This is a genomic window from Massilia putida, assembly GCF_001941825.1.
Lineage (GTDB): Bacteria > Pseudomonadota > Gammaproteobacteria > Burkholderiales > Burkholderiaceae_D > Telluria > Telluria putida.
The window spans coordinates 2,254,323-2,270,068 of the sequence record NZ_CP019038.1 but is presented as its reverse complement, the minus strand read 5'-3'; the positions used below and the strand labels follow the sequence as shown (position 1 = coordinate 2,270,068).

12 protein-coding genes and 1 tRNA gene are annotated in these 15,746 nt (G+C 69.2%); 5 read left to right on the top strand and 8 right to left on the bottom strand.

What is annotated here, in order from left to right; translation table 11 throughout:
- Positions 1-64 precede the first annotated feature (64 nt).
- Entirely contained in the window at positions 65-1,960 is a 1,896-nt protein-coding gene (locus BVG12_RS12390; RefSeq protein ID WP_075792649.1) for an MFS transporter, read from the top strand.
- A gap of 67 nt (positions 1,961-2,027) precedes the next feature.
- A tRNA-Pro gene (locus BVG12_RS12385) sits at positions 2,028-2,104 on the top strand.
- Between the two features lie 57 nt (positions 2,105-2,161).
- On the opposite strand, the gene BVG12_RS12380 is transcribed toward BVG12_RS12385, so the two are convergent.
- The 8 genes from BVG12_RS12380 to BVG12_RS12345 are packed head-to-tail and all read right to left on the bottom strand — an operon-like array spanning position 2,162 to position 10,629.
- The gene (locus tag BVG12_RS12380) at positions 2,162-3,370 is read right to left on the bottom strand and encodes an NAD(P)/FAD-dependent oxidoreductase (RefSeq protein ID WP_075792648.1); all 1,209 of its coding nucleotides are present in this window, start codon (positions 3,368-3,370) and stop codon (positions 2,162-2,164) included.
- The gene (locus BVG12_RS12375) at positions 3,367-4,743 is read right to left on the bottom strand and encodes an FAD/NAD(P)-dependent oxidoreductase (RefSeq protein ID WP_075792647.1); all 1,377 of its coding nucleotides are present in this window, start codon (positions 4,741-4,743) and stop codon (positions 3,367-3,369) included. Before BVG12_RS12375 ends, BVG12_RS12380 begins: the two co-directional genes overlap by 4 nt.
- On the bottom strand, positions 4,737-5,033 hold the full coding sequence (locus tag BVG12_RS12370; RefSeq protein ID WP_075792646.1) for a (2Fe-2S)-binding protein: 297 nt from the start codon (positions 5,031-5,033) through the stop codon (positions 4,737-4,739). The genes BVG12_RS12375 and BVG12_RS12370 overlap by 7 nt, the downstream gene beginning before the upstream one ends.
- Positions 5,030-6,865 (bottom strand): ABC transporter ATP-binding protein, encoded by a 1,836-nt coding sequence (locus BVG12_RS12365; protein WP_075792645.1) that lies wholly within the window; start codon positions 6,863-6,865, stop codon positions 5,030-5,032. The genes BVG12_RS12370 and BVG12_RS12365 overlap by 4 nt, the downstream gene beginning before the upstream one ends.
- Before the next feature lies 1 nt (position 6,866).
- Positions 6,867-7,685 (bottom strand): ABC transporter permease, encoded by an 819-nt coding sequence (locus BVG12_RS12360; RefSeq protein ID WP_075792644.1) that lies wholly within the window; start codon positions 7,683-7,685, stop codon positions 6,867-6,869.
- The gene (locus BVG12_RS12355; protein ID WP_075792643.1) at positions 7,682-8,638 is read right to left on the bottom strand and encodes an ABC transporter permease; all 957 of its coding nucleotides are present in this window, start codon (positions 8,636-8,638) and stop codon (positions 7,682-7,684) included. Before BVG12_RS12355 ends, BVG12_RS12360 begins: the two co-directional genes overlap by 4 nt.
- Before the next feature lie 13 nt (positions 8,639-8,651).
- Positions 8,652-9,926 (bottom strand): NAD(P)/FAD-dependent oxidoreductase, encoded by a 1,275-nt coding sequence (locus BVG12_RS12350; protein ID WP_075792642.1) that lies wholly within the window; start codon positions 9,924-9,926, stop codon positions 8,652-8,654.
- Between the two features lie 34 nt (positions 9,927-9,960).
- A complete protein-coding gene (locus tag BVG12_RS12345; RefSeq protein WP_075792641.1) occupies positions 9,961-10,629 on the bottom strand; it encodes a haloacid dehalogenase type II in 669 nt (222 codons plus the stop codon).
- Between the two features lie 411 nt (positions 10,630-11,040).
- Here BVG12_RS12345 and BVG12_RS12340 point away from each other — a divergent pair, with 411 nt between their 5' ends.
- The 3 genes from BVG12_RS12340 to BVG12_RS12330 all read left to right on the top strand — a co-directional run bounded on the left by BVG12_RS12340 (position 11,041) and on the right by BVG12_RS12330 (position 15,730).
- Entirely contained in the window at positions 11,041-12,522 is a 1,482-nt protein-coding gene (locus tag BVG12_RS12340; protein ID WP_075796329.1) for an aldehyde dehydrogenase family protein, read from the top strand.
- A gap of 303 nt (positions 12,523-12,825) precedes the next feature.
- A complete protein-coding gene (locus BVG12_RS12335) occupies positions 12,826-14,952 on the top strand; it encodes a TonB-dependent siderophore receptor (protein WP_075792640.1) in 2,127 nt (708 codons plus the stop codon).
- Positions 14,953-14,986: 34 nt separating this feature from the next.
- Entirely contained in the window at positions 14,987-15,730 is a 744-nt protein-coding gene (locus BVG12_RS12330; RefSeq protein ID WP_075792639.1) for a DUF4198 domain-containing protein, read from the top strand.
- The last annotated feature ends 16 nt before the right edge of the window (positions 15,731-15,746 follow it).

Here is a 15,746-nt window from a genome sequence, read left to right as displayed (position 1 = left end):
TTGTGTGTTCAACGTGCCGGTTGTGTTGTAGATTGTCGCATCCCCGCCATCCGCACCATTGAACATGAGCCACCCGAACCACCCCAGCCAGTTTGCCCTGCTGACCCAGCGCCGCTTCGGTCCGTTCTTCTGGACGCAGTTCCTGGGCGCCTTCAACGACAACCTGTTCAAGACGGCGCTGCTGGTCGTGCTGACCTATGACGCGCTGTCGTGGACGACGGTGCCCGCCGCGCTGCTCAACAACCTGATTCCCGGCCTGTTCATCCTGCCGTACGTCGTGTTCTCCGCCACCGCCGGCCAGATCGCTGACAAGGTCGAGAAGGGCCGGCTGGCGCGCTTCGTCAAGGTGCTGGAGATCGTCATCATGGCCATCGCCGCCGCCGGCTGGCTGACGCACACCCTGTGGCTGCTCGTCGCGGCCGTCGTCGGCATGGGTGTTCACTCGACCCTGTTCGGCCCCGTGAAATACGCCTATCTGCCGCAGCACCTGAAACCGGAAGAACTCGTGGGCGGCAACGGCGTCATCGAAATGGGTACCTTCGTCGGCATCCTGCTGGGCGAAGTGATGGGCGCCATCCTCGCGGGCCACGGCGCCACCGGCGTGCACCTGGTCGCATTCGGGACCTTGGCCGTCGCCGTGCTGGGCCTCGTCACGAGCTGGCGCATCCCGGCGTCGCCGGCGCCCGCACCGACATTGAAGATCAGCGCCAACTTCGTCGCGGAATCCGTGCGCAACATCGGCTTCTCGCGCAAGAACCGCACCGTGTTCCTGTCGATGCTGGGCAATTCCTGGTTCTGGTTCTACGGCGCCCTCGTGCTGTCGCAATTCCCGCTGTACGCGAAAGAGTACCTGCACGGCGACCACAGCGTCTTCGTGCTGCTGCTGACGATCTTCTCGCTGGGGATCGGCGCCGGCTCGCTGCTGTGCGAAAAACTCTCGGGCCGCAAGGTCGAAATCGGCCTCGTGCCGTTCGGCGCCATCGGCCTGTCGCTGTTCGGCATCGACCTGTATTTCGCGAGCCTCGGCTACACGAACACGGCGCCGGTGGATGCCGTCGGGGTGCTGGCGCAGCACGGCACGGTGCGCATCCTGGCCGACATCCTGCTGCTGGGCGTGTTCGGCGGCTTCTTCATTGTCCCGCTGTTCGCGCTGATCCAGACGCGTTGCGACCCGGCCCACGTCTCGCGCACCATCGCCGGCATGAACATCCTCAACGCGCTGTTCATGGTGGGGTCGGCCGGCGTCGCCGTGTTCCTGATCGGGCGCGGTTTCGGCATCCCCGAGATGTTCCTGACGACGGCGCTGCTGAACGCGGTCGTCGCCATCTACATCTTCTCGCTGGTGCCGGAATTCCTGATGCGCTTCCTCGCCTGGCTCTTGATCCACACGATCCACCGCGTGTCGACGGTGGACGTCGAGCGCATCCCGGAAGAGGGCGCCGCGGTCCTCGTCTGCAACCACGTCAGCTACGTCGACGCCATCGTCATCCTGGCCGCGAGCCCGCGCCCGATCCGCTTCGTGATGGACCACCGCATTTTTAACATACCGCTGCTGGGCTTCATCTTCCGCACCGGCAAGGCGATCCCGATCGCGCCGGCGCACGAAAACCCGTGGCTGATGGAGAAGGCCTTCGTCGACATCGCCCAGGCCCTGCACGAGGGCGAACTCGTGTGCATCTTCCCGGAAGGTAAGCTGACGCGCACGGGCGAGATGAGCGAATTCCGCGGCGGCATCGCCAAGATCGTCGCGCGCAGCCAGGTACCCGTGATTCCGATGGCGCTGCGCGGGCTGTGGGGAAGCGTGTTCTCGCGCGATCCGTCGAACGTGTTCGAGCGCTCGTTCGCGCGCGGGCTGCGCTCGCGCCTGGCGCTGGCCGTCGGGCAGCCGGTGCCGCCGCAGGAGGTGACGCCGGAGGGGCTGTACGACGAGGTGCTGGCGTTGCGGGGGGAGTGGAAATAATGGCAAGATGCTTCGTGACAAAAAGGCTAGGCATCTTGCGTGCCTCTGTTATAATTGTGGCCCGAGTCGGGGCGTAGCGCAGCCTGGTAGCGTACGTGCATGGGGTGCACGTGGTCGGAGGTTCGAATCCTCTCGCCCCGACCAATGAATTGATGAGATAGGCCAGCTTTCGAGCTGGCCTTTTTCGTTATCGGAAGTCCGTCACCGTTGCTGACACGGTACGGCGGCGGACCCGGCCGGGCTTTGGGTACCGGTCGTTGCCCGCGCCGGCAGCTCCTTCGACGCCGCGGCGAAGCGGCCGATGTCGAACGGTGCGATCGGCGTCGACGTGTTGCCGGTGGCGATCAGCTCGGCCATGACGTCGCCGACGCCCGGCCCGAGCTGGAAGCCATGCCCGCTGAAGCCGAAGGCGTAGTACAGACCGCTCACGGCCCGGCTGGCGCCCATCACCGGCAAATTGTCGTCCATATAGCCTTCGATGCCGCTCCAGACCCGGATGATGTTCAGGCGGGCCACCGCCGGCGCGAGCCGTTTGAGCTGGTCGAACTGGGTCAGCGTGTGCTCCGGCAGCACGTAGGCGCGGCGCAGGTCGGGGTAGGCCGGGCCGCGGCCGCAGCCGCCGAAGATGATGTTGCCGCGCTTGATCTGGCGGAAGTAGATCGTTTCCTGCAGCAGCTGGCTCGCCACCCCGACGGTGGGGCCGATGCGATACGGGACCGGCTCGGTGACGGCCATCTGCGGTCCGCGCGCGGTCAGCGGCACCGGTTCGCCGAACGCGGCGCTCATGCGGTCGCCCCAGGCGCCGCTGGCGATCAGCGCGACCGGCGCCCGGTATACGCGCCCGTCGGCGCAGCTCGCGCGGAATGCCGTGCCGTCCCGCGCTACTTCCAATACCTCGGTGTTTTCCGCGATGTGCGCGCCCGCGCGGATCGCGGCGCGCCCGAAGGCCGGCGCGGCCAGGCGCGGGTTGGCGTGGCCGTCGTGCGGCGACAGCGACGCCGCGCGCACTTCCGGTCCCAGGAAGGGATAGCGCGCGCGCAGCGCGGCACCGCCGATCAGCTCCAGCTCGAGGCCGTAGTCGCGGGCGTCGCGCGCATACTGTTCCAGCACGCCGGCCTGGTCCTGCGTATAGGCGACCCGGATGTGGCCGGAGGGCAGGAATTCCAGGTCTTCGCCGATCAGTTCCGGCAGGCGCTGCCAGATGCCGAGCGACCGGTTGGCGAGCGGCAACTGGAGCAGGTAGCGCGCCTGGCGCCGCACGTTGCCGAAATTGGTGCCGCTGGCCTGCTGGCCCACCAGGCCGCGTTCGAGCAGGGTCACCGACATGCCGCGGCGGCGCAGGAAAAAGGCGGTGGACGTGCCCATCAGGCCGCCCCCGACGATCAGGACGTCCGAGGTATGCGCACTCATTGGGTCTCCTCCCGGGTGGCGATGGCGAGCGGCTTGACGGGCGCCTGGCCGCGCAGCCGTCCGACTTGTTCGAGCGGCACGGCGGCCGCGTGGGCGACGACCTCGGCGCCCGCCTGGCCGCAGTACCGGCCCTGGCAGCGGCCCATGCCGACGCGGCTGAACGCCTTCGCGCGGTTGGCCTCGGCGGCGCCCATCTCGCGCACGGTGCGCCGCAGTTCGCCCGCGGTGATGCATTCGCAGCGGCATACGATGGCGTCGTCCGCGAGGTCGGCCGCCTGCCCGGCCGGCCATGGGAACGCGCGCACCAGGCCCCGGCGGAAGCGTTCCATCACGCCCTGCTCGCGCAGCAGGGCGGCGACGCGGGCCCGGTCCACCGGCAGGCCGAGATCGGCCAGCGCGGACAGGGCGGCCAGGCGGCCGGCATTCTCGGCGCCGTCCGCGCCCAGGATGCGCGCGCCATCGCCCGCCAGGTAGACGCCCTTGACGGAGCTGCGTCCTTCCAGGCTCACCTCGGGAAACCATTGGCGCGCCTCGGCATCGAAACGGAAGGCGCAGCGCGCCAGGTCGGCCAGCTGCGTCTCCGGGCGCAGGTGGTAGCCCATCGCCACCGCATCGCAGTCGAAGCGGCGCTCCCTGCCGGCGCCGTCGCGCACCACGATGCCGTCCACGCCGCGCGCGGCGTCGCCCGTGATCTCGACCGGGGTGACGCCGGACAGCAGCGGTACGCCGGCGCGGCGCAGGGCGGCGATGTAGGACAGGCCGTTGCGCAGCACGCCGGGCCGGGCCAGCAGGCGCGGCAGCGCCGCGACCCGGTCGGAGAGGCGTGCCGTGTCGAGCACGGCGCCGATCGCCGCCCCGGCTTTCAGGTACTGCGCGGCCACCAGATACAGCAGCGGCCCGCTGCCCAGGAAGACGACGCGCCGGCCCACCGAGCAGGCCTGCGACTTGAGCGCCACCTGGGCGGCGCCCAGGCTGTAGGTGCCGGCGTGCTGCCAGCCCTTCACCGGCATCAGGCGGTCGGTCGCGCCCGCGCAGACGATCAGCGCGTCGTAGGGCGCGCGCCAGGCGGCGCCGTCGCGCATCAGGTGCAGCTCGCCCTCGGTGACGTTCCAGGCCAGCGTGCCGGGATGGTAGTCGATCCGGTCGCGCAGGGCATCGAACGCGCGGTGCAGGGCGTCGGCCTTGGCGGCTTCGCTGCCATACAGGTCGGCGTAGCCGCGGCGGAAATTCGGGGGCTGGCGGCGGTAGATCTGGCCGCCGTCGCGCCCGCCCTCGTCGATCACGACCGGCCGTATTCCCGCCGCGACCAGCTGCTCGGCGCAGCGCACGCCGGCGGGGCCGGTGCCCACCACGACGATGCGCGGGCCTACCATACGGCCTCCGTCGCGTCGGTGAGGATCGCCATCCCCTCGGCCACCGGCGTGGAGCACGCCCGCAGGCGTTCGCCGCGCGCGGTCCACACCCAGCAATCCTGGCAGGCGCCCATCAGGCAGAAGCCCGCGCGCCGGCCGTCGCCGAATTCGGAACTGCGCACGCTGCGCACGTTGCCCAGCAGCGCCACCAGCAAGGTGTCGCCTTCGAGGGCCTCGGCCGGGTGGCCGTCGACGGTAAAACGGATGAGCAGCCGGCCCGTTTCGGCCAGCCGTACGAAGCGCGCGGTCATGCGATCTCCTCGACAGGGTGGATGCCGCCCTGCTGCCGGGCGAGGGCGCCGGGGGCGTGGTGACACAAAATCTCGACGCCGTTGTCCAGATGCTGGCGCGGCGGCGGGCTGGTCGTGCACAGGCCGTCCACGCGCACGCTGCAGCGCGCCAGGAACGGGCACAGGCCGGCCGCGCCGGCCGGCTGGGCGATGGCGGGCAGCGCGGCGTGGCCGCGTCCTTCGACCTCGTCCAGCCAGCCCTGGCGCAGTTGCGGGACCGACGACGCCAGCAGCTCGGCATAGGGATGGCGCGGCGCATCGACCAGCGCCGCGCGCGGGCGCGACTCGACCTTGCGGCCGGCGTACAGCACCACGATGTCGTCGCACACCGCGCGCACTGTGTTGATGTCATGGCTGATGAACAGCATGGACACGCCGAGTTCGCGGCGCAGTTCCGCCATCAGGTCGAGGATGGCGGCGGCGACCACGGTGTCCAGCGCCGACGTGATCTCGTCGCACAGCAGCAGCTCGGGTTGCGCGGCCAGCGCGCGCGCCAGGTTGATGCGCTGCTTCTGGCCCCCGGACAGTTCGCCCGGCCGGCGGCCCGCGACGTCCGCCGGCAGGCGCACGAGATCGAGCAGTTCGAGCACGCGGCGGCGCCGCGTCTCGCCATGCATGCCGTGATAGAACTCGAGCGGGCGCGCCAGGATCCGGCCGATCGTGTGGGCCGGGTTGAGGGCCGTGTCCGCGTTCTGGAACACGAACTGCACGCGCCGGAACTGTTCGCGCGTGCGGCCCTGCGCCTGCAGCGGCGCGCCGTCGAGCAGGATGCTGCCGCGCGCCGCCGGGACCATCCCGGCGATCACGCGCGCCAGGGTGGTCTTGCCCGAGCCGGACTCGCCGATGACACCGACCGTGGCACCGCGCTCGATGCGCAGGTCGATGCCGTCGAGGATGCACACGGCAGGCAGACCCGCGGCGTCGACGGCGCCGTAGCCGGCGGCGAGGTCGCGCACTTCCAGCAGCGGGACGCCGCCCGGCGCGGCGGGCGGGGCCAGCGGACGCGGCACCGGTTCGGCCGCCGCCAGCAGGCTGGCACTGTAGGCGTCGCGCGGCGCCGTCAGCAGGCCGCCTGTCGTATTGTCTTCCCTGACCTCGCCGCCGCGCAACACCACCACGCGGTCGGCCATCTGCGCCACCACCGCCAGGTCGTGCGAGACGTAGACCGCGGTGATGCCGAGCTGGCGCACGACGTTGCGGAAGGCGCGCAGCACGTCGATCTGGGTGGTCACGTCGAGCGCGGTGGTCGGTTCGTCGAGGATCACGAGTTCGGGATCGGTGATCAGCGCCATGGCCGCCATCACCCGCTGCAGCTGGCCGCCGGACACCTGGTGCGGGAAGCGCGCGCCGATGTGTTCGGGGTCGGGCAGGGCCAGCGCGCGGAACAGCTCGACGGCCTTGGCCCGCGCCGCGGCGCGCGTCATGGTCCCGTGGATGGCGGCGCTTTCGATCACCTGGTCCATCAGGCACTTGGACGGATTGAAGCTCAGCGCCGCGCTCTGGGCGACGTAGGCGACGGTGCGCCCGCGCAGCCGCGCCAGGCCGCGCGCATCGAGCGCGAGCACCTGGCGGCCGGCCACCTCGACCTGGCCGCCGGCGATGCGGCAGCCGCGCCGCGCATAGCCCATCAGCGCCAGCGCGATGGTGGTCTTGCCGGACCCGGACTCGCCGATCAGGGCCAGCACCTCGCCCTTGGCGATGGAAAAGCCGACGCCCTTGACGATCGCGGTCTCGCCGCCGCCGTCGCGGCGCGCGACCACCCGCAGGTCCTTCACCCGTACCAGTGTGTTCATCTCATGCATCCTTGGCGCCGCCGCGCAGGTTGTCGATCCACAGGTTGACGCCGATGGTCAGCGAGGCGATCGCGAGCGCCGGCACCAGCACCGCCGGCGCGCCCTCGCTCAGCCCCGCGATGTTCTCGCGCACCAGCGAGCCCCAGTCGGCGTCCGGCGGCTGCACGCCGAGGCTCAGGAACGACAGGCCGGACAGCAGCAGCACGATGAACACGAAGCGCAGGCCGAAGTCGGCCAGCACGGGGCGCACGATGTTGGGCAGGATCTCGACGCAGGTGATGTAGGCCATGCCTTCGCCCCGCGCCCGCGCCGCCTGCACGAAATCCATCGCCTGCACGTTCACGGCCAGTGCGCGCGCGATGCGGTAGGCGCCGGGCAGGAAGCCGACCGCCGCGGTGGCGATCAGCACCGGCGCCGACGAACCGAACGACGCCACCATCATCAGCGCGAACATCTTGCCGGGAATCGAGATCAGCGTGTCCAGCACGCGGCTGACGGCGTTGTCGATCCAGCCGCCGGCGGTCGCCGCGAACAGGCCGAGCAGGGTGCCGCCGGTGCTGGCCAGCGCGGCCGCCGTCAGCGCCAGCGCCACGGTGAAGCGCGCACCCACCAGGACGCGGCTCAGCATGTCGCGGCCCAGGTAGTCGGAACCGAGCGGGAAGCGGCCGCTGATCGGGCCGAACACGTCGTCGTCGACGAGCGCGGCGGCGTCGTGGGGCGCGAGCCAGGGCCCGGCCAGGGCCATCAGCAGCCAGAACACGGTGATGGCCAGCCCGAGCAGCGCGAGCGGCGATGGGAGGGATGCGGTACGGCGGTTCATTGGTTCCTCAGCCTCGGGTTGGCGACGATCGCGCAGACGTCGGCCAGCGTCACCAAGAGCAGGTAGGCGGCGCAGAAGATCATGGCGCAGGCTTGCACGAGCGGGATGTCGCGCGTCGTCACGGCATCGACCATCAGGTTGGCGATGCCGGGGTAGTTGAACACCGTCTCGACGATCAGCACGCCGCCGAGCAGGTAGGACAGGCTCAGCGCGACCGCGTTGGCGATCGGGCCGATCGCATTGGGCAGCGCGTGCCGGAGCACGACACGCACCGGACCCGCACCCTTCAGGCGCGCCATCTCCGCGTAGGGCGCGGCGAGCTGGTCGAGCAGGGCGGCGCGGGTCATGCGCGCCATCTGGGCGACGATCACGCAGCACAAGGTGAAGACGGGCATCGCGTAGGCGCGCACGAAGCCGCCGAACGAGGCGATATCGGCGGTGTGCGAGAGCGCCGACAGCCAGCGCAGCTTGACCGCGAACAGCAGCACGGCCAGCGTCGCGACGAGGAATTCCGGCACCGACACCAGTGCCACCGTGCCCACGTTGACGGCACGGTCGAACCAGGAGCCGTGCAGCATCGCCGACAGGATGCCGAGCGCCAGCGCGAGCGGCACCGAGACGGCCGCCGTCACGCCCGCCAGTACCAGGGAGCTGGGCAGGCGCTGGCCGATCAGTTCCGCGACCGGCTTGCCGTTGACGAGCGACGTGCCGGGATGGCCGCCGAGCAGGTGGCCGAGCCAGCGCGCGTAGCGCTGCGGCGCGGGCTGGTCGAGGCCGAACTGCGCGCGCAGCGCCGCCACCGCTTCCGGCGTGGCCGACTGGCCCAGCGATTCCTCGGCGGCGTCGCCGGGCAGCAGGTTCGTGATCGCAAACACCACCACCGATACCATCATCAGGGTCAGCAGGGCGAGGGCGAAGCGTTGCGCGAGCAGGCGCGCGATGGTGGCGTTCATGTCGGCGCCTCCGTCAGTGCAGCCGGTCCTGCAGCTTGTAATAGGCGCCCACCAGCGGCAGGAACCACGCTTTGCCGTGATAGCCGGGGATGGCGGGCCAGTCCAGGCTGCGCCACGGGTTGCATTCGGCCTTGCCGGCCATGACGTCGGCCATCGTCTGCCCCATGTGCACGGACATCTGCACGCCGTGGCCGCTGTAGCCGAGCGAATAGAACATCCCCTCGTGCTGGCCGGCGCGCGGCAGGCGGTCGGCCGTCATGTCCACCAGTCCGCCCCAGCAGTAATCGATGCGCGTCCGGGCCAGTTCGGGAAACACCGAGGCCAGGGTGTCGGCCAGGATGCGGCCGCTCTTGGCGTCCGACTTCGGGTTGGACAGCGCGAAGCGCGCACGGCCGCCGAACAGCAGGCGCTGGTCGGGCGTCACGCGGAAGTAGTTGCCGATGTTCTTGGTGGTGACGTAGTTGCGGCGCGTCGGCATCAGGCGGTCGAGGACCGCGTCGTCCAGCGGCTCGGTGACGATGATGAAGCTGCCCACCGAGATCAGGCGGCGGCGGAAGTGGGCGAACGGTCCGCGGCTGGAATTGCCGGTGGCGAGGAACACCTGCGCGGCGTCGATCGTGCCGCGCGTGCTGGCGACGCGAAAGCCGCCGGGGCGGCGTTCGATGGCGTTCACCGCCGCGCCTTCGAACACGCGCGCCCCCGCGCGCACCGCCGCTTCGGCCAGTCCGACGCCGAAGCGTCCCATGTGCATCTGCGCGCCGCCGCGCTGCAGCAGGCCGCCGTGGAAGCTGGCCGACCCGAGTTCCTCGCGCATGCGCTCCGGCGGCACCAGTTCCACCCCGGGGTCGACCGACTCGACCAGCTGCGCGTGGATGCGCTGCAGCTTGGCGTAGTGTTCGGGCTTGGCCGCCACCTTCAACTTGCCGCAGCGGCGGAAGTCGCAGGCGATGGCCTCGTCGCGCACGAGCGCCTCGACGGTATCGACGGCGGCGTCGTACGCCTGGTAGAACGTGCGCACCCGCTCCGCACCGATTTTCTGCGTCAGGTCGGCGACATCGTGGAACAGCCCGGTGTTGCACTGGCCGCCGTTGCGGCCCGATGCCTCGCCGGCGACGCGGCCGGCCTCCAGCAGCGTCACGAAGGCGCCGCGGCGTGCCAGTGCCAGCGCGGCCGACAGACCGGTAAATCCGCCACCGACCACCACCACGTCGGCGCGCCCGTCCACGGGGCCCTGGGCGGCGCCGTGGAACGCCGGGGCGGTATCGAGCCAGTACGATTCGAGCTTCATGCCAAGTCCTGATAAGAGAGCGGGGCGCGGGCGGTCACAGGCCGAGCAGGGCCGGCAGGCCCGACAGGTCCTTCATTTCATGGTAGCCGTAGTGCGGGGTCGAGGGCTCGTGGCCGCGCGCCACGAACACCTTGTTCTTGATGCTCATGTCGTGCGCCGGCATCAGGTCGTAGCGCAGGCTCGAGGACACGTGCAGGATGTCGTCCGGCCCGCAGTTCAGGTTGTCGAGCAGGTACTGGAAGGCGGCCAGCCGCGGCTTGTAGACCTTGGCCGTCTCCGCGGTGAACACCTTGTGGAACGGCGCGCCCAGCTTGGCGACGTTGTGCATGATCTGGTCGTTGGCGGCGTTCGAGTAGATCACGAGCGGGAACTCCTTGGCCACCTTGGCCAGCGCGTCCGGCACGTCCGCGTGCGGGCCCCAGGACGGCACGGCATCGTAGATCGCCTGCGCTTCCGCCTCGACGTACGGGATGCCCCATTTCTTGCAGACCCGCTCGACCGAGTTCTTGATGACTTGCTCGTACGGTTTCCAGGGATCGAGCACCTCGTCCAGCCGGAAGGCGGCGAAGTGCAGCACGAATTCCTCCATGCGTTCGGCCGGAATCCGGTCCGCGAACGTCGCACGCGCCATGTCGGCCATGCGGAAGCGGGTCAGGGTGCCGTAGCAGTCGAAGGTGATGTATTTCGGCCGGAGAGTGCTCATCTGTTCTTCCTATCGTCAACGGTTGTGCGCACGCGGTGCATGCGTCATGAAAGGGGGCGTCGACACCGCCGCCGTTACGACGACCGTGTTTCCGAGACTCATTACACCATGTCGGCTCTGCCGCATTATCCCGTTTTGCTGGCCGGATGAAACAGAAATAACGGTTTTGGCGGCATCGCACAGCATGGATTGCTGCGGCGTCGACGACGCCCGCATGGCCCCGTGCGCGGCCCGGGACACGCATTCTCCAGAGCGAAAGGGGCCGCTTCGCCGTGCAGCATGATCTTGTGAAGAAGCACGAACTACGCCACCTTGGCGCAGTTTGGATGCCTGCGACCGCATTAAATGCTGCGGGCCCGGGGGTAGCATCGAAGGGTTTTCTTATATGTAATCTACTAAAGGATGATCTCGATGGAAAACCTGAATCCCGACTCGGTGGCGGTACGCGGCGCGCACTTCATCGGCGGCACCTGGGTCGACGACCGGGCGGGCCTGGAGGTGCGCCGTCCTTCCGACAACCGGGCGTATGGCGAGCTGCCGGTGGCCGACGCCGCGCTGGTCGATCGCGCCGTGCAGAACGCCTGGCACGCGTTCAGGTACGGCGACTGGGCGCGCCGCCCGCCGCGCGAGCGGGCGCGCGTGCTGCGCCGCTGGGCCGACCTGGTGGAAGCCGATGCGTCCACGCTGGCGCCGCTGGAGAGCGTGGGCTCGACCCGGCCGATCCGCGATGCGCTGGCCTGGGATGTGCCCTTTACCGCCGAGGGGATCCGTTTCTTCGCCGAGCTGGCGGACAAGCTGGGCGGCGAGGTCGCGGCCACGCGCAGCGACAGCCTGGGCATGACGATCGCCGAGCCGTATGGCATGATCGGCGCGATCGCGCCATGGAATTTTCCGTTGGTGATGGCATCGTGGAAGATCGCGCCGGCCCTGGCGGCCGGCAACGCCGTGGTCCTGAAACCGTCCGAGCTGACGCCGTTCTCGGTGCTGCGCCTGGCCGAACTGGCCATCGCCGCCGGCATGCCGCCCGGGATCTTCAACGTCGTCCAGGGCACCGGGCACGAGACCGGCGATGCGCTCGTGCGCCATCCGCGCATCGCCAAGGTGACCTTCACCGGCTCCACGCGCACCGGCGCGGCCATCATGGCCGCGTGCGCCGAGTGCGGCACGAAGCCCGTCACGCTGGAGTTGGGCGGCAAGAGTCCGCAGATCGTGTTCGCCGACGCGCCCGATATCGACCGCGCGGCACGCATGGTGGCCGGCGCCATCGCCGGCAATGCCGGCCAGGTGTGCGTGGCGGGCTCGCGCCTGATCGTGCAGCGCGGCGTGGCCGAGCGCCTGGTCGACGGCATCGCCGGCGCCTTCGCCGCGCTCAAGGCCGGGCCGACGTGGCATGCGGACACGACGCTGCCTCCGATCATCCGCCCGTCCGACGCCGCGCGCATCGACGGCGTCGTGCAGCGCACCGTGCAGGCCGGTGCGCAGATCGTGACCGGCGGCAGGCTGCTTGCCGCGGCAGGCGACGGCGGCTATTACGCGCCCACCATCCTGACCGGCGTGCATGCCGACATGGAGGCGGTGCGCGACGAGATCTTCGGTCCCGTGCTGACCGTGCAAACCTTCGACGACGACGACGAGGCGCTGGCGCTGGCCGACCATCCCGCCTATGGTCTCGCCTCCGGACTGCACACGGCGGACATCGGCCGCGCGTTGCGCTTCGCGCGCCGTCTCGAGGCGGGCACCGTCTGGATCAACCGCTATGGCCGCAGCAACGACTTCGTGATACCGACCGGCGGCTACAAGCGCTCGGGCATCGGCAAGGACCTGGGACGCCAGGCCTACGAGGCCAACCTGCGTTTCAAGAGCGTGCTGGTCGACTTCGCGCTGCCCGACTAGGTGGGCGGCCGTGCGCCGTTGCGGGGCGCCGGCACGGCGCACGCACCGGCCGCGTGCAGCGATGCTGCGGGCAGCAAGCTGTGCTGATTCGCCCGCCGAAAACAACGGTTTCTGTTTTGTGACGCCGTCATTACACGATAACCGGACGAGATCACCATGTTGTAATCACTCCTATCGACACCGCAAACGAACACTGCGCAGCGGGCAGACGCAGACGACGGGATCGACGGCCGGAAGCATAGGCCGGGAATCAAAAAGAGACTTTTGCAAAGTTCAACAGCATCTAAGAGATCAGGAGTTCGCATGTATCCGTCCCGGTACCACACCCTGGCCCTGTTCCTGGCCGCCACCTATCCGATCGTCGCCCTGGCCGCGGAACCCGATGCACCCACCGCCGACGCGGCGCCGGCGGCGGGCGAGCCGACCAAGACCGTCGTCATCACGGCCCAGCGCCAGAATTACCGCAGCCTGTCGGCCACCGGCGCCACCAAGACCGACACCTTGCTGCAGGACCTGCCGCAAAGCGTGCGCGTGATCACGGCCGACCTGCTGAAGGACGTCGGCGTGACCGACCTGGCCGGCGCGCTCGATCTCTCCAGCGGCATCTCGCGCGCCAGCAATTTCGGCGGCCTGTGGGACAGCTATGCCATGCGCGGCTTCACCGGTGATCCGAACTTCGGGTCCGACTACATGGTCAACGGCTTCAGTTCCAGCCGCGGCTACAACGGCCTGCGCGACGGCGTGAACACGCAGTCGGTGGAAATCCTCAAGGGACCGTCCGCCGCGCTGTACGGCCGCGGCGAGCCGGGCGGCACCGTCAACATCACCACCAAAAAGCCGCGCTTCCAGCCCGAGTACACGATCGAAGGCACGCTCGCGAGCCATCGGACCCGGCGCGGCGCCGTCGATTTCACCGGTCCGATCAGCGAGACCCTGGCTTACCGCCTGAACGCCGCCTGGGAAAAGGGCGACAGCTTCCGCGACCGGCTCAAGCACGAGCGCAAGTTCATATCGCCGTCCTTCATCTGGCTGGTCGGCGAGGCGACCACGGTGTCGTACGAGGTCGAGGCGGTCGAGCAGCGCGCGCCGTTCGACCGCGGCGTCGTGGCCGTCAACAAGGTGCTCGGCCTGATCCCCGTGTCGCGTTTCCTGGGCGAGCCGGCGGACGGTCCGGTGACCATCCGCTCGCTGGGCCACCAGGTCTTCATCCAGCATCCGTTCAACGACGACTGGTCGCTGCAGACGGGCGTGGCCTACCGCAGCAGCTTGCTGTACGGCCTGTCGAGCCAGGCCAACAACCTGCTGGCGGACGGCCGCACCCTGCGCCGCCAGCACCGCCTCAACGACAACAGTGCCATCGACCGCTCCGGGCGCCTGGAACTCCTCGGCAAGGTCGCCACCGGCCCGATCCGGCATAACCTGCTGTTCGGCGTGGACGCCTACAAGTTCGACGACCGCCGCATCCAGTACCGGCGCAATCCGAACGCCGGCAATCCGTACGCGATCGACATCTACAATCCCGTGTACGGCGGCGTCGCCGATCCGATGACGCTGTCGATCAGCACGAAATCCGACCAGCGCGCGCATGGCGTCTACGCGCAGGACCAGATCGACCTGACCGACCAGTGGAAGATGCTGGTCGGCGCGCGCCGCGACAGCGCCGACCAGCAGGTCATCAACTATCGCCAGAACGCGACCAACAAGCAGAGCCCGGACGCCACGAGCCCGCGCGCGGGCCTCGTGTATCAGCCGGACAAGCAGTTGTCGCTGTATGCCACCGCCGCGCGCGCGTTCCGTCCGAACGACGGCATCAGCATCGACAACCAGGCGTTCCCGCCGGAGCAGAGCAAGTCGTACGAGGTCGGCGCGAAGTACGACACCAACCGGTTGAGCGGCACGCTGGCGCTGTACCGCATCACCAAGAAGAACGTGCTGACCACCAATCCGATCAATACCGACTTCTCGCTGCCGGCCGGCGAGGTCGCCAGCAAGGGTGTGGAATTCGACGTCTCGGGCGAGATCGCGCGCGACCTGAAGCTGTCGGCGTCGTATGCCTACACCGACGCCAAGGTCACCAAGGGCGACGCGACGATCGTCACCGGCAGCCGCTTTCCCAACGTGCCGAAGAACAGCGCGTCGGTCGTGCTGACGCAGAGCTTCCCGCTCGGTCCGGGCAAGGCCTCGCTGGGCGGCGGCGTGAACTACGTCGGCGCGCGCCTGGGCGACGTCGCGGCCAGCAGCGACTTCGAACTGCCGGCCTACACGATCTTCCGCCTGATCTCGTCGTACGCGCCGACCAAGAAAACCCGGGTGTCGCTCAACGTCGACAACCTGTTCAACAAGAGCTATTACGCCAGCTCGTACAGCCAGGTCTGGGTCATGCCCGGCGCCACGCGCACGGTGTCGCTGACCGTGCGCCATACCTTCTGAAACCGATTATCCACGTCCCGCAAGAGGCAACGACATGAAACGTCTGAACAAAGCATTCGCGCTGGCGGCCCTCGTCGCCGGCCTGGCCGCGACCGGCGCGGCCCAGTCGCACGGCATCTGGTTCGCGCAGCGCGCCACCCAGCTGGCGCTGTTGTACGGCGTGGGGGCCGACGACCTCGACGCCGTCAAGCGCTTCCCGCAGGTGACCAGCATGAATGGCTACGACGCCGACGGCAAGCCCGTGCCCGCCTCGCTGCATGTGGACGGGCGCCTGCTGCTGGTCGACCTGGAGAACCAGCCGGCGATCGTGTCCGCGGTGCTGGACAACGGCACGTGGAGCCGCACGCCGGACGGGAAGTGGCACAAGCAGGGCCGCGACGAGCAGCCCACCGCGACCGTCAGCGAAAAGAATACCAAATACGCAGTCCATATCCGCGGCCAGCTCGCCAAGCCGTTGCCGCTGCTGCCGGGCCAGACGCTGCAGATCGTGCCGGTGGAGGCCAGGTTGCCCGAACTGATGGGCCAGCCGATCAAGCTGCGCGTCTACTACAAGGGCAAGCCGGTGGCCGGCGCGAAGGTCATGCACGACTGGCTGAACGACCCGGACGGCAAGCCGGTGCTGACGGGCGCCGACGGTACCGTCACGATCGCGGTGCGCAACCAGGGCCTCAACGTGATCGTCGCCATCTTCAATTCGCCCTCCGAAGAGCCGGCGAAATACGACCATCTCGAACACCTGGCCTCGCTCTCGTTCGTGCTGCCGCACGCACCGGAATGAACGCGCCCCTTTTTGT